13 protein-coding genes are annotated in these 14,169 nt (G+C 68.9%); 8 read left to right on the top strand and 5 right to left on the bottom strand.

Going from position 1 to position 14,169, the window contains the following annotated elements; all coding sequences use genetic code 11:
- Window positions 1-21: 21 nt before the first annotated feature.
- The 3 genes from ACERUN_RS14310 to ACERUN_RS14300 all read left to right on the top strand — a co-directional run bounded on the left by ACERUN_RS14310 (window position 22) and on the right by ACERUN_RS14300 (window position 2,808).
- Window positions 22-582 carry a hypothetical protein gene (locus ACERUN_RS14310; RefSeq protein WP_370290693.1) on the top strand — a complete coding sequence of 187 codons (561 nt, stop codon included), beginning with the start codon at window positions 22-24 and terminating at the stop codon, window positions 580-582.
- Between the two features lie 40 nt (window positions 583-622).
- A complete protein-coding gene (locus ACERUN_RS14305; protein WP_370290692.1) occupies window positions 623-1,603 on the top strand; it encodes a nucleotidyltransferase family protein in 981 nt (326 codons plus the stop codon).
- A gap of 71 nt (window positions 1,604-1,674) precedes the next feature.
- Window positions 1,675-2,808 (top strand): glycosyltransferase, encoded by a 1,134-nt coding sequence (locus tag ACERUN_RS14300; RefSeq protein WP_370290691.1) that lies wholly within the window; start codon window positions 1,675-1,677, stop codon window positions 2,806-2,808.
- A gap of 50 nt (window positions 2,809-2,858) precedes the next feature.
- On the opposite strand, the gene ACERUN_RS14295 is transcribed toward ACERUN_RS14300, so the two are convergent.
- The 5 genes from ACERUN_RS14295 to cysD all read right to left on the bottom strand — a co-directional run bounded on the left by ACERUN_RS14295 (window position 2,859) and on the right by cysD (window position 8,963).
- On the bottom strand, window positions 2,859-3,713 hold the full coding sequence (locus ACERUN_RS14295; protein ID WP_370290690.1) for a hypothetical protein: 855 nt from the start codon (window positions 3,711-3,713) through the stop codon (window positions 2,859-2,861).
- Window positions 3,710-5,092: an O-antigen ligase family protein gene (locus ACERUN_RS14290; protein WP_370290689.1), complete on the bottom strand. Its 1,383-nt coding sequence runs from the start codon at window positions 5,090-5,092 to the stop codon at window positions 3,710-3,712. Before ACERUN_RS14290 ends, ACERUN_RS14295 begins: the two co-directional genes overlap by 4 nt.
- Window positions 5,093-5,209: 117 nt before the next feature.
- Window positions 5,210-6,448 carry a hypothetical protein gene (locus tag ACERUN_RS14285; RefSeq protein WP_370290688.1) on the bottom strand — a complete coding sequence of 413 codons (1,239 nt, stop codon included), beginning with the start codon at window positions 6,446-6,448 and terminating at the stop codon, window positions 5,210-5,212.
- Window positions 6,449-6,783: 335 nt separating this feature from the next.
- Window positions 6,784-8,049 (bottom strand): sulfate adenylyltransferase subunit 1, encoded by a 1,266-nt coding sequence (locus tag ACERUN_RS14280; protein ID WP_370290687.1) that lies wholly within the window; start codon window positions 8,047-8,049, stop codon window positions 6,784-6,786.
- Window positions 8,049-8,963 carry a sulfate adenylyltransferase subunit CysD gene (gene cysD, locus ACERUN_RS14275; RefSeq protein ID WP_370290686.1) on the bottom strand — a complete coding sequence of 305 codons (915 nt, stop codon included), beginning with the start codon at window positions 8,961-8,963 and terminating at the stop codon, window positions 8,049-8,051. Before cysD ends, ACERUN_RS14280 begins: the two co-directional genes overlap by 1 nt.
- Window positions 8,964-9,147: 184 nt before the next feature.
- Here cysD and ACERUN_RS14270 point away from each other — a divergent pair, with 184 nt between their 5' ends.
- The 5 genes from ACERUN_RS14270 to cysC all read left to right on the top strand — a co-directional run bounded on the left by ACERUN_RS14270 (window position 9,148) and on the right by cysC (window position 14,169).
- Window positions 9,148-9,957, top strand: coding sequence for a DUF4143 domain-containing protein (locus tag ACERUN_RS14270; protein ID WP_370290685.1), 810 nt, complete (start codon window positions 9,148-9,150; stop codon window positions 9,955-9,957).
- 85 nt (window positions 9,958-10,042) lie between these two features.
- Window positions 10,043-11,209, top strand: a complete 1,167-nt coding sequence (locus ACERUN_RS14265) for a nucleotide sugar dehydrogenase (RefSeq protein ID WP_370290684.1) — start codon at window positions 10,043-10,045, stop codon at window positions 11,207-11,209.
- 42 nt (window positions 11,210-11,251) lie between these two features.
- Window positions 11,252-11,866, top strand: a complete 615-nt coding sequence (locus ACERUN_RS14260) for a hypothetical protein (protein WP_370290683.1) — start codon at window positions 11,252-11,254, stop codon at window positions 11,864-11,866.
- Window positions 11,867-12,044: 178 nt separating this feature from the next.
- Window positions 12,045-12,209: a hypothetical protein gene (locus ACERUN_RS14255; protein WP_370290682.1), complete on the top strand. Its 165-nt coding sequence runs from the start codon at window positions 12,045-12,047 to the stop codon at window positions 12,207-12,209.
- A 64-nt stretch (window positions 12,210-12,273) separates the two neighbouring features.
- Window positions 12,274-14,169, top strand: coding sequence for an adenylyl-sulfate kinase (gene cysC, locus ACERUN_RS14250; protein WP_370290681.1), 1,896 nt, complete (start codon window positions 12,274-12,276; stop codon window positions 14,167-14,169).

Here is a 14,169-nt window from a genome sequence, read left to right as displayed (position 1 = left end):
TCCTATGGGGGGACGCACATCATGACTGAGAACGCTCCCGTCTCCGCCAAGTCCGGCGCCACCCGTCGCTCCGTGCTCCGTGTCGGCGCCAACGCCGCCTGGGCCGTCCCGGCCGTCTCGCTGGCCACCGCTGTCCCGGCGTTCGCCGCCGTGAGCCCCGACGCCAAGGTCACCGCCTCCGGCGCGCAGATCAACAAGCTCGGCAACCTCTTCACCGGCACGATCATCCTCGCCAACGAGGGCGTCAAGCCGACCGGTCAGGTCACCGTGGTCTTCAGCAACCTGCGTGTGCAGCGCAAGCCCGGCGGCCCCTTCGTGCCGTTCAAGCCCGACGCCGCCACCTGGGCGACGGTTGGCCTCAACTTCGTGGGCATCACGCTCAGCTCGAAGACCGCCACCACCTCGTCGCTTGCCGGCATCCCGGCGGGGTCGAACACCACGCTCACCTTCACGATCGTCCCCGACCTCGGCGAGGTCCTCGGCGGGCTGCTCGGCGGCGGCGCTGCTGGCGTCTCGGTCGACTACGCCGTGTCGGTCCCGGCCCCGGGTGTCTCCGTGGCTGCCGGCACCATCACGGGCTGACCCTTGCCCCTCCGGGGGCACAGAAGCACAGCGAACGCCAGTGGACCCCCGCTATCTCGAGGACGACGACGGGGGTCCTACTGGCGTTTTGCTGCACGCGGCCGATGCGGTCACGCTCGGCTACGCGATGGTCGACCACATCGCTCGCGGAGCAGGCATGCGATGCCTCGCCATCAAGGGCCCGGTCTCGGCGGCCCACGGGTTGAAGCCTCCTGGCGCCTCGGTCGACGTCGACGTGCTCGTCGATCCGAATCAGAGCGCCGCTCTCCGGCAGGTGCTGGCCGGGCACGGCTGGCTGCCGATGGACACCCCGATCGACGGGCGGTTGTTGCCGGCTCACTCGGCCACGCTCGGGCATCGGTCATGGCCCATCACGATCGACCTGCACCACCGCTTCCCGGGCTTCCTCGCCGATCCCTCAGTGGTGTTCGAGGCACTCTGGGCCGAGCGGGCGACGATCCGGGTGGCCGAGTGCGACGTGCTCGCCTCAGGTCGTGACGGGTCCACTCTGATCGCCGCGTTGCACGCCCTGCGGGAACCGGAGCACCCGCGGAGCGAGGCCCGGATGAAGCACCTCATCGCTGCCCGCGGGGCCGACGACGACGCCCACCGCAGCCTGGTTGATCTCGCTGCACGTACCGGGGCAACCGAGACCGCGGTGTCGCTGTTGCGGCGCATCGGTATCGATGCCGCGTCCGACCCAGCCGACGCGACGGCGATGCGGGAGTGGCTGGCCCTCACCGAGTACGGGCGCGTCCGAGGCCTCGGCTGGGTGCGCAAGCTCCGGGACGCCCCGCTCCGTGAGCGCCCGCGCATCCTGTGGCGGGCCGTCGTGACCGACAACGAGGCCACCTTGCGACGCCACGGCCTGCGGCCTGACGGCTCGGGCCGTCGGCGTGCCCATCTTCGTCGCATCGCCAGCATCATTTTGGACGTACCCCGACTCGCACGGGTTCTCGTGTGGGATCGTCCTCTCCGGCGGCTGCGCCGCCCGAACGTTCACCGCAACGACGCGTCGTGACGATCTAGCGCTCGACCGCTTTGCGTTTCTGCCGATTCCCCCTCGGCAGCGTCTCTGGAAAGGGATCTCATATGAGCCGGCTGCTCGTTCTCGGAACCGCCGACTGGAACCAGGCGATCGCCACGAACCAGCACACGATGGTGAGAGAGCTCGCTCGTGAGTATCCGCTGATCTACACAGAGTCGATGGGTCTGCGTCAGCCTGAGCTCAAGATGCGCGACGTCAAGCGCATCGCGCGGCGCCTGAAGCGCGACCGCGTCGCGGACGCCGCCACCAAGCGCGCCATCCCGGCCGGAGTCGAGGTGCGCTCCCCCCGGGTGATCCCGCGCCACGTCGGCGTCGCTGCGAAGCTCAACCGGCCGGCGGTCCACCGCCTGGTCTCCGACTGGATCGCCCAGCCCTCGCCGCGCATCCTCTGGACCTACACGCCGGTCACCTACGGCTTGGAAGACATCGCCGACGCCGCGGTGTATCACTGCGTGGATCTGCTGGGCACGGTCGACGGCATCGACAACGAGTTGGTCGAGCGCTCCGAGCGGCGCCTGGCCGCGGCGGGAGTGCAGGCTGTCGGCAGTAGCGAGGTCGTGGTAGAGCATCTCGAGCGCATGGGCTTCAAGGACGTGCTGCACTGGCCCAACGTCGCCGACACCGAAGTGTTCGACGCTGCCCGCCCTGCGGTGCTCGAGCGGCAGCCCGGCCGTGCGGTCTTCGCCGGCAACCTCAGCACCTGGAAGGTCGACTTCGAGCTCCTCGGCGCCCTCGTCGACGCTGGCATCGACCTGCATCTGGCCGGCCCGGTGGCCGAGGGCGGCGGCAGCGCAGATGACGAGCTGCGGACGCTCGTCGGCAAGGGCGCGACCTACCACGGCATGCTGAGCCTGCCCGAGCTCGCCGAGCTGTACTGGACGGCTGAGGTGGGAGTGATCCCTTACTCGATCAACGAGTACACGCGCGGCGTCAACCCGCTCAAGACTTACGAGTACCTGGCCACCGGGCTAGGCGTCGTCTCTACGCCGGTTCCAGCAGTTGTCGCTCGCCCCGGGCACGTCGAGGTGGAGTCGACCCGGGAAGGCTTCGTCGAGGCTGTGCACCGGCAACTTGCGACGCCGGCGAGTGATGAGCGGATCTCCATCGCCCACGGCAACAGCTGGGTCGGTCGAGGTGCCGAGGCTCGCCGCCTCATCGCCACGCTCCAGCCGGCTTAGCGCTGGAAGGTGCGTCCGCGGGACCTTACGAGGCCCCGAGCCGCATTCACTCAGCCCTCAGGCGTTACGAGCGCGCTCCAGAGCCCGAAGTGATCGAGTGCCGAGCGGAACTGGTGGTCGTTTCGGCCACCGTCGACATTGACCTTCATGAGGGCGCTCGTCTGTGCGCTCCGCACCGTGAGGTAGTCCTGAGGTGCCGTGGCCTGGCGCACCTGCGTTCCCGCGAGCATCGACGTGACCTTGAACCAGATGTCGTCCGCAGTGGGGCATAGCTTCATGGCGAGATCGGCATCGAACGCCTCTGCCGGCAGTGAGCGTGGCGGATAGACGATGCCGCCCATGCCTGTGAGCATCACGCGCAGGGAGGGAACGTCCGGGGTAGCCAGCGGCCATGTCGAGTACGGAGCGAGCGTGTTGTCGTGGACAAGCATCTCGCGACCGCGGACACCGACAATGGCGTCCGGTGTTTCGCGGTGGGCGTGAGCGAGCTCATCAAGCCACTCAGGCGGATACAGCACATCATCATCGATCGTGATGATCGGATCGTCCGGATAGAGGTCCCGAACTGGAAGGAGCTTCTTGTAGCTTCGGATGTTCCCAGGAGCGAAGTGCAGCACCAGCCCACGGTCCTGCAGGGCGGCAAGCTCGGGGGTGGGAGCCGATTGCTGAGGGAACTCGTCGCTCGACAGCACGAGGACGATCGCCCTCGGCCGCGTCTTTCCCTTCAACACCGTGTGCAGCGCCAAGTGAGCCTTGCCGACGCGGGCGGGGAAGGTCGTCAAGGAGACGATGTAGGGACTGGTCGGGTCGCAGCGATCGGTAGGTGAGAGCTTGTGAGCGGCACGTTCTGCGCGGACACGGTTCCCCTCGCGCCGCAGCTTGGCCTTCAAGGTCGACAGCTTCAACTCACAACCCCTTGGAGCTCGTTGCTCGGAGCACGCCCGGCGTTGACGTCTGGCCTCTTGTGCTCGGGCTGACGCAGGTAGCTGACCGAGTAGCCGATCATCACCGCCATGAGAGCCATGGAGTGAGGGTCGCCGAAGATCGTCGTGTTGTCGCCCATTCCGTGGATCAGTGGCCAGGCAACTCCGACGAGGCACAGCGCGGCCGACCGCCGGCCACGGTCGGTCGTCTGCGCCGTCATGGCGCGATAGGCGGTTGCGAGCGCGACGAAGATGAAGACGATCGTGAGCAGCGCCGCGATTCCGCCGCTGTCGGCCCAGGCCTGGAGAACGGTGTTGTGGGGTGGATATCGCGTTGTCCCCAAGTACTGGCTGGCCGTGGCCAGCCAGCCTCCGAAGCCCAGGCCGAGCATCGGGTTCTCCTTGAACAGCAGCCACGCCGTCGACCAGATCTGTTGGCGCGAGTCGAGGCTCAGCGCTGACTTCTCCGCGTAAACCGGGAAGAGCTGGTTCAGGGTCGCCTCGGCGCCACCAGACACGACCCACGTTGCGAAGAACAACGCCAGCAGTGGGATGAACACTCCGTATCCCCTTCGCGACAACCGATCGAGAAGCACCGCGGCGAGGGGGAGCATGATCACGAGCGCCAGCCCGGTCTTGGAGCCCGTGCCGATCACTCCGGCGAAGGTGACCAGTGAGGCAAGGAGCATGGAGCGCCTTTTCGTCCGTTGCCACACGAGGAGGCACGCGACTCCGCCAACCCCCATGAACATGGAGGCTGTGTTGCCGTTCACGAAGAGGCCGCCGGCCTTCTCCGGGTCCAGGACGTTGTTGCGTAGCGCGACAATGCCGCTGAACAGGTCAGCCGCGCTGCCGCCGACCAGTAGGGCTCCTGCTGAGGACTTGAGGAAGGCTTCTTCGATGTCCGGCGAGACCCTGAAGATGATGGTGATGATTGCGTGCGCCATCAGTAGAGGAGCGGACCAGATCACAGCCTTGTCGAGGCTCGACCTCGACTCACGGCCGACACGAAGTGCGTACCACAACAAGATGGCGAACATGGCCATACGCAAGGTCTTGCCCTGACCCTCGCGGTCATCGATTGCCCACATGAGGCTGAGGAGCATTGCGATCAGTAGAAGGATCGCAATGCCGAAGGTGGCGGAGCGCAGCCTCTCCACCTTCTTGGTCGATTCCAATATGGCGCTGAGTCCGATCACCAGGATCCAGGCACCGGCCAGTGGAACGGGAGCCTTGTAGAAGATCTGCGGGACGCACAGCACGGCCGCGATGACGAGCCTCGTTGACGGCTTCATTCGGGTGGCGGCTATGGCGAGGAGGAACGCGCCCAAGAGCCCGACCGGAAGAAGCAGGGAGTCCACGATTCCGAGCCTAGGTGACCGCGCGTACGTCCTTGTTACGAACGGTCAGAATGATCAGTGACGAGTCCCACGAGGGTTCAGGTACCCATTGCGCTCGGAGTGGCCAGCCCGCGCTGGTCACACGACTGACGGCGTGCCCTCCCGCTCGGCTCGCTTCGCAAGCTGGGGATCGGGGGATCTCGCGACGACCGCCACGCCCCAAAGCAGCCTCAAAGTGAGCCCGACGCAGTAACCAGCCATCGCGCCGGCTGCGCCGAACTCGAGGCCCAGGGCTGCGACCGCCGACACCCCCACAATCGTGCAGGCGAGGGTCGATCGATGCAGCGACTTCAATTGGCGCAAGGGCACCATCGCGGCGCGTCCGACGACGGCGTCCAGCAGGTAGAGGCTGCCGGCAAGACCGGTGAGTACGGCTTCGGCGAGAGTCGCCGAGACCTCCGCATTGGACAGCAGTCCGATGACGAAAGTTCCGAGCACTGCGTAGCCGGCGACGTGAAAGAGGGCGACGCCCGAGGTGATCGCGATTGCGCGCTGGGCACGGCGCTTGATGTCGCGGCCTGTCTTGGGCACCCAACCTTGGAAGACGCTCAAAATGGGTTGCATGGCAGTGACGCTCTGCTTGTTCAGTTTGTCGAGAACTGCGAACACCGCGACTGCCGAAGGGTTCACGTGGCTCACGATCACGACGGGCATGGTGGTGTACGCGGCGCCCACGAGCGACACCGTCGCGCTCTGCCGCTGGGATGCGATCAGCGGGATCAGCGGCTGTCGGATGTACGGGTCGTCGGGCGCTACCTTGCGCCGCACCCACATCACCTCAAGAAGGATCGCCACGAGCACTCCACCAACGATGCCGAGCAGGCTCGCTTCGGCAGGAAGGCTGAATGCCAACATCACGCCGGTTCCGACGATCGTCCCCATGATTCGCGGAAGTGTCTCGATGAAGAAGAGCACGCCGGCTTCGCCCGTGCCAGTGAAGTACCAGTTGCCGCAAAGCCCCGTGAGGGCAGTAGAGAGTAGGCCTAAGCAGGCCAGTACCGCGGAGGTCTGGGCCGAGGCGATGGCGATGAGAAGGAAGAGCGGAAGGGTCACCGAGGCGACGACCAGTCGCGCGAGGAGGGAGCTGATGAATTCTTGGCGTCTCACCGCGTCGCCAGCGCTGGCAACGGCCGCGGGGCCCGTCACCGCCCATCCCCACGTGATGATGGCGAAGCAGAAGCCACCGAGCCCCTGGCCGACAGCGATGTCAGCAAAGGCTGCCAGGCCACTGGCATGGATCTGTGCCGGAACCGCGAGGAGCGAGGAAACCCCGAGAAGGACGATTCCGAGCGCGAAGTAAGCAAGTCTGGACTTCATCGATGACCTTCGCCGCAGGGGGTGCTCGGAGCGGGCCAACCCGAAGGAACTGCCGACACTGCCTCGATGCGGAGCACGGCTCCAGCCGTGACTGCTGCTGGGACGGCACGTGGGCCCATGGCGAGTTGCTTCCACTCGGGGTTGTGCGGCGATCTGGGCTGAGCGCGTCGTTGCGCAGTCATTGAACCGCTGTCTCGTCGGCACCGGCGCTCCGCTGGGTGCCACCGCTGAGGTTAGGCGAAGTCGTCAGACTGCGGCGGCCTTTCCCGCTCGGAGTTTGCAACACCGCCGAGGAAGGACCGCAAGGGCAGGGTCCTGAGCGCCAGGCGGCGGCCTCAGCCGTTGATCATCCCCGCGCCGACGGTCACGCCAGTAGCTTCGTCGATGAGGATGAACGAGCCGGTGGTGCGGTTGCGCGAGTAGGCGTCGACGAGCAGGGGCACCGTCGTCCTCAGGGTGACGCGGCCGATCTCGTTGACGCCGAGCTCCTTGGTGGCCTGGTCGCGGTGCAGGGTGTTGACGTCGAGGCGGTAGGCGATGTCCTTCACCAGCGCACGGCCGGTTCGGGTGGTGTGCTTGATTGCTAGCTTCTGCCGGGGCTGCAGGGGAGTGGTGGTCATCCAGCACACCATCGCGTCGATGTCCTGCGTGGAGTTCGGGGCGTTGTTGACGCGGGCGATCATGTCGCCGCGCGAGACGTCCACGTCGTCCTCGAGGTGGAGGGTGACGCTCATCGGCGGGAAGGCCTCGGAGATCTCGGAGTCGAAGAGGTCGATCTTGGCGATCTTCGAGGTCATGCCCGAGGGCAGCACGACGACCTCGTCGCCGGGCTTGAACACACCGCCGGCCACCTGGCCGGCGTAGCCGCGGTAGTCGTGGAAGTCGTCGGACTTCGGGCGGATGACGTACTGCACCGGGAACCGGGCGTCGATGAGGTCGCGGTCGGAGGCCACGTGCACGTGCTCGAGGTGGTGCATGAGCGTGGGGCCGGAGTACCAGCTCATGTTCTCCGAGCGGGTCACCACGTTGTCGCCCTGCAGCGCCGAGATCGGGATGACCTCGAGGTCGGGCACGTTCAGCTTGGTGGCGAAGGAGGTGAACTCGGCCTGGATCTTGGCGTAGACCTCCTGGGAGTAGTCGACGAGATCCATCTTGTTGATCGCCAGCACCAGGTGCGGCACCCGCAGCAGCGACAGGATCACCGCGTGGCGGCGCGACTGCTCGGTGAGGCCGTGGCGCGCGTCGACGAGCACGAGGCCGAGGTCGGCGGTGGAGGCGCCGGTGACCATGTTGCGCGTGTACTGCACGTGGCCCGGGGTGTCGGCGATGATGAACTTGCGGTTCGGGGTCGCGAAGTAGCGGTAGGCCACGTCGATCGTGATGCCCTGCTCGCGCTCGGAGCGCAGGCCGTCGGTGAGCAGCGCGAGGTCGGTGTAGTCGTAGCCCTTGGCCTCGCTCGTGGCCTCCACGGCCTCGAGCTGGTCCTCGAAGATCGACTTGGAGTCGAGCAGCAGGCGACCGATGAGGGTCGACTTGCCGTCGTCCACGCTGCCGGCGGTGGCGAAGCGCAGGAGGTCCATCGGCTTGGTGTCGGTGCCCATCAGAAGTAGCCCTCCTTCTTGCGGTCCTCCATGGCTGCTTCGGAGAACCGGTCGTCGCCACGGGTGGCGCCGCGCTCGGTGACGCGGGCCACGGCGACCTCGTCGATGATCTGGTCGATGGTGGAGGCGGTGCTCTCCACGCATCCGGTGAGGGTGAGGTCGCCGACGGTGCGGAAGCGCACCGTGCGCTCCTCGACGCTCTCGCCGGCGCGCAGCGGGTTGTGCTCGCTCTCGCTGAGCAGCATGCCGTCGCGCTCGAAGACGCGGCGCTGGTGGCTGAAGTAGATGGTGGGGATCTCGATGCCCTCGCGCCCGATGTAGTCCCAGATGTCGAGCTCGGTCCAGTTCGAGATCGGGAAGATACGCATGTGCTCGCCCTCGTGGAGGCGGCCGTTGTAGAGGCTCCAGAGCTCGGGACGCTGGTTCTTCGGGTCCCACTGGCCGAACTCGTCGCGGTGGGAGTAGACGCGCTCCTTGGCGCGGGCCTTCTCCTCGTCGCGGCGGCCGCCACCGAAGGCGGCGGTGAAGCCGTTCTCCTCGATCGCGTTGAGCAGGGTGCCGATCTGCAGGCGGTTGCGCGAGGTCTTGCCGTCGTCGATCACGACGCCGTCGGCGATGGCCTGCTCCACGCTGGCCACGATGAGCTTCACGCCCAGGCGCTGCACCCAGTTGTCACGGGTGGCGAGCACCTCGGGGAAGTCGTAGCCGGTGTCGACCTGCAGCACCGGGAAGGGGATCTTGGCCGGGTAGAAGGCCTTCTCGGCCAGACGCATCATCACGATGGAGTCCTTGCCGCCCGAGAACATCAGCACCGGCTTCTCGAACTCGGCCGCGACCTCACGGAAGATGTGGATCGACTCGGCCTCGAGCTGGTCGAGCTGACTCAAGCGGTAGTCGCTGTGGGTCTGCGTCATAGGTGGCGGTTCTCCTCGGGATGTCGCGCTGCGCTGGGCTCGCCGCGGGGGTGCCGGCGGTGAGGCGCGCAAACCCGCTCATCGTGCCATGCAGGGCCTACCAGCACGAGATCGTCTCGATCGGTCTAGACAAATCTACGAGTTCGGCTCGCTTCGCGGGGTCGTCGCCGCCTAGGTTGGGTGGGTGGTCGACCTCGTCGCGCGCTTGTGCTCGCGCGGCTTCGACCCCGCCGACGTGCGAGGGCCGGACCTCGAGCAGTACGCCGCGCTGTTCGCCGGGCGCTCCGAGGAATCGATGGATGAGCTGCGTGCGCGGCTGCACGCCGCCGCCCGGCCGCTGCGCCGCGTCGACTCCGACCGGCTGCTGGCCGTGCTCACCGCCCTCGCGCGGCCGCCGACGGCCGAGCTCAACCAGGCGGCCGTCGCTGCCGCCGCCGGGGTGCCCGCCACCACGCTCCCGCCCTACCTCGACGTGCTCGCCGAGCTCGACCTCGTGCGGTGGTTGCCGGGGGCGCGCTCGGCCGTGGCCAACCGCGCGATCGCCCGGCCCCGCGTCGTCCACGAGGACGTCGGGTTGGCGCGACGGCTGGCCGGCGTGAGCGCCGACGAGCTCACCGACCTGCGGGGCCGACGCCACCTCCAGCCCCTGCTGCACGGGCTCGTGGCGCGCGAGCTGATGGGGGAGCAGGGCGCCGGTTCGGTGCCGCACCGCGTCGCGCACCTGCGCGAGCGCAACGGCCTCGCGGTCGACCTGCTCGTCGAGCTCGACGACGGCAGCGTGATCGGCATCGAGGTGCGCACCGCCGCCGCCTACCGCCCCCACCAGGTGATGCGGCTGCGCTCGCTCGCCGCTCGCGCCGGTGCACGGTTCCGACTCGGGGTGGTGCTCTCGACTGCTGCGCGCGGCCACTGGGTCGGCCCGGTCGACGGTCCGAGACTGTGCGTGCTGCCGATCGGTGCGGCGCTGGGTGCCCCGGGGGCGGCTCGGGCGTGACGCGCGCCACGCTCTGCGAAAACGTCAGGTGACGACTGACGGCAACCTGCGCCGAGGCCGCGTAAATCCGCCTAGGCTCGCGGCCATGAAGATCGCGGTGGTGGGCACGGGCTACGTGGGCCTGTCGAACTCCGTGGTGCTCGCCCAGCACCACGACGTCTGGGCGCTCGACGTCGATCAGCACCGCGTCGACCTCGTCAACAAGCGCGAGTCGCCGATCATCGACGTCGAGCTGCAGGATCACCTCGCCACCCGCGACCTCACCCTGCAGGCCACGACCGACCCGCAAGCCGCCTACGAAGGCGCCGAGTTCGTGGTGGTGGCCACGCCCACCGACTACGACCCGGTCACCAACTACTTCAACACCGCCACCGTGGAAGCCGTCACCGCGCAGGCGCTGGCGATCGCGCCCGAGGCCACGATCGTCATCAAGTCGACCGTGCCGGTGGGCTACACCCAGGGGCTGCGCGAGGCGCACCCCGGCGCCACGATCATCTTCAGCCCCGAGTTCCTGCGCGAGGGCCGCGCCCTCTACGACAACCTGCACCCCTCGCGCATCGTCGTCGGCTCCGACACCCCCGCCGGCCACCGCTTCGCCGAGCTCATGGTCGAGGGCGCCGAGGACGACGACGTGCCGGTGCTCTTCACCGGCTCCACCGAGGCCGAGGCGATCAAGCTCTTCGCCAACACCTACCTGGCGCTGCGGGTGGCCTACTTCAACGAGCTCGACACCTACGCCGCCACCCACGGGCTCAGCACGGCCGAGATCATCGAGGGCGTCGGCCTCGACCCGCGCATCGGCTCGCACTACAACAACCCCAGCTTCGGCTACGGCGGCTACTGCCTGCCGAAGGACACCAAGCAGCTCCAGGCCAACTACCGCGACGTGCCGCAGAACCTCATCAGCGCGATCGTGGAGGCCAACACCACCCGGAAGGACTTCGTGGCCACCGACATCCTCGCCCGCAAGCCCGCCGTGGTCGGCGTCTACCGCCTGATCATGAAGGCCGGCAGCGACAACTTCCGCATGTCGTCGATCCAGGGCGTCATGAAGCGCATCAAGGCCAAGGGCGTGCCGGTGATCATCTACGAGCCCGAGCTCGTCGACGACACCTTCTTCAACTCCGAGGTCGTGCGCGACCTCGAGGAGTTCAAGCAGCGCGCCGACGTGATCATCGCCAACCGCCGCACCGACGTGCTCGAGGACGTCGCCGCGAAGGTCTACACCCGCGACATCTACGGCCGGGACTGATACGTGCGCGCCGCCCGGCTCGGCGGGTGCGACGATACGGCCATGACGGCTCCGCTCGCCCTCCGCCGCGTCCGCCTCGCCGCCATCGTGCTGGCCGCTCCGCTGCTGGTCGCCTGCAGCGGCTCGGACGACGAGCCCCCCGCGGCGAAGGCGCCCGCCAGCCCCTGCGTGCCGCCGAAGAGCGCGGGCACCTACGCCGAGCCCACCGGCACGGTCACCTACGCCACCGCGGACTTCGCGATCAACTACGCGACGTCGGCCGGCGCAGCCGAGTGCGAGGTCGCCGAGAAGGTCGTGGCCAAGGGCACCTTCGAGAAGGCCGGCCGCAACGTGCAGATCGGCCTCGACCTCGGCGACGGAGCCCTCGGCCTCAGCGTCGCCGTCATCGCCTTCACCGACGACGGCGACAAGCCGCTCGCCCTGGGCCAGGTCTCGGCCCCCATGGGCATCTCGATCAAGGACGAGTACTTCGACGACTCCATCGGCCAGGCTTGCAAGGTCGAGCTCACCGAGCTCACCGCCACCACCGTGGCCGGCAGCTTCGCCTGCGAGGACGTCGCGGGTGCCCTCGATCCGGTGAGCCCATTCAGCAGCGGCGGCGGTGTCACCTCCACCCGCCTCGTGCGCGCCACCGGGTGGTTCCGCGCCAGCGCCTGAAGCCGGCGCGCACGCGCGACGTGGGGCGGATCACGTCCCCACGGCGTCCGCATCGGAATCTGGGACTCCCCGTCCCGGGTGGCTAGCCGAGAAGATTTACTTCACACCAACCGAAGACACGGTCTGAACCGAACCCAGGGTGGCTACCGTGTGAACAGGTGAAAGGGAGGTGGGTCAGATGGACATCGGCGTCGGAATCGGCCTGGGCCTCGCAGCAACGTGGCTCCTCGCTGCAGGGACCCTCACCGTCGCGCTTGCGCGAACCGCTGCTAAGCAGCAGCCGTTCCGCATCGAGAACCGTCCGGGCGCGGCGCCCGGGGGAGCGCTCGCCGTCACGCGCTGAGCGAGCGGTCCCACTCGCGCTCACCGGGCGACGACGTCCCGCGTGCGCTGGCTAGGCTTCCATCGTGTCGACGCCGCCGGTTCCTCAGCACTGCCCTGATCCGCGCGAGCTCGACGACCTCGAGCTGCTGACCTCGGGCGCTGCAGGGCCGATCGTCGGCTTCAACGAGCCGGGCAGCCCCATCACCCTCGAGTTGCCCGACGCCCTGCGCCGGCACCTCGCCGACGGCGGGCAGGTCGAGCTGGTCGACCCCGAGGGCCTCCCGCTCGCCCGCCTCACCGAGGGCCTGCGAGGTCTGGACGTCGCCCCGCTCGCGCACGCCCAGTTCGGACCCTTCCGCCACCTGCACCTGCGCCCCGAGGTCGCGCGCGAGCGCTACGCCGGGCGCACCGTGGTGCCGGTCGTCGACCTCGTCACCGACACCCAGCTCGACCGGCTGCGCGAGCTCGGCCCGGTGCTGCTCGCCGCGCTCGTGGGCGCGGGCACGCCCGCGCTGAGCCCGGTCGGGCTCCTGCGCGGCACGCTGCGCGTGGCCGAGCTGATCGACGCCGAGGTGATCGCGGTGCCGCTCACCCACCACGACTCCCCGGGCGACGACGCGCTGCGCGCCGGCGTCCTCGCCTGGTACGCCGGGGCCGACCCCGTCGTCGAGCTGGAGCCCGGCGGCGCGGTGCTGCCCGCCCTCGCCGACATCGCCGCCCACGAGAATCCCGCGCCCGCCGACCAGGGGTTGGTGCTGTTCTTCACCGGCCTCTCCGGGAGCGGCAAGAGCACGCTGGCGCGCGCGCTCATCGACCGCGTGCTGGAGCAGGGCCGACGCCACGTCACCAGCCTCGACGGCGACGTCGTGCGTCGCCACCTGTCGGCGGGCCTCACGTTCTCGAAGGAGGACCGCGAGACCAACATCCGCCGCATCGGCTGGGTGGCGGCCGAGATCGCCCGCCACGGTGGGCTCGCCGTCTGCTCTCCCATCGCGCCGTTCGCCGAGACCCGCGCCCAGGTGCGCGCGATGGTCGAGCAGGCGGGCGGTCGGTTCTTCCTCGTCCACGTGGCCACGCCGCTGGAGGAGTGCGAGCGCCGCGACCGCAAGGGCCTCTACGCCAAGGCCCGGCGCGGCGAGATCCCCGAGTTCACGGGCATCTCGTCACCGTACGAGGAGCCCGACGACGCCGACGTGGTCGTCGACACCACCGGGCGCAGCATCGACGACGCGCTCCAGGACGTCGTCCGCGCCCTCGCCGCCAGCGGGCACCTCGATCTCGGTGGCGACTCCGCGCCGACGCCCGCCTCGCAGGCCCGCGCGCCGCAGCGTCGGACCCCGCGACCTGCTGCGGCCCCCGCGCCCACCCCGGTGGCCCCCACCCCGCCGCCGGCCGAGGCGGCGCCCCGGCCGACCCTCACCGTCGCCGATCCGCCCGGTCCGCTGCGGGTGCTCTTCGTCTGCACGGCCAACATCTGCCGCTCGCCCTACATGGAGCTGCGCGCCCGCGAGATCGCCGGCGAGCAGGATGCGGTGGAGTTCATCAGCGCGGGCACCCACGGCTTCCGCTCCCACCGCGTCGACACGACGATCGCCGAGGTCCTGCGCGAGCGCGGGGTCGCGGAGGCGTCGATCGAGTCGTTCGCGAGCCGCCGCCTCACCCGCGAGCTCATCGAGGACGCCGACCTCGTGCTCACCGCGGAAGCCGAGCACCGCGCCTACGTGCTCGAGGAGGTGCCCACCGCGTTCCGCAAGGCGTTCACCCTCGGGCAGTTCGCCGCCTCGGTGTCGCGGGTGGACGACGACGTCACCGGCGCCGCCCTGCTGCGCGCGGTCGGCCACCGCCGCGCGGGCGCCTCGCCGGAGCACGACGTGGCCGACCCCTACCGGCGCGGACGAGCCGCCGCGCAGGAGGCGGGCGATCAGATCGACGGCCTGCTGCAGGCGGTCCTGCCCCGGCTGGTGGGCGAGCGGTCGTAG

This window comes from Nocardioides sp. (assembly GCF_964229035.1).
GTDB lineage: Bacteria > Actinomycetota > Actinomycetes > Propionibacteriales > Nocardioidaceae > Nocardioides.
The sequence above is the reverse complement of the archived record's forward strand: the minus strand, read 5'-3'. Positions and strand labels throughout refer to the sequence as shown.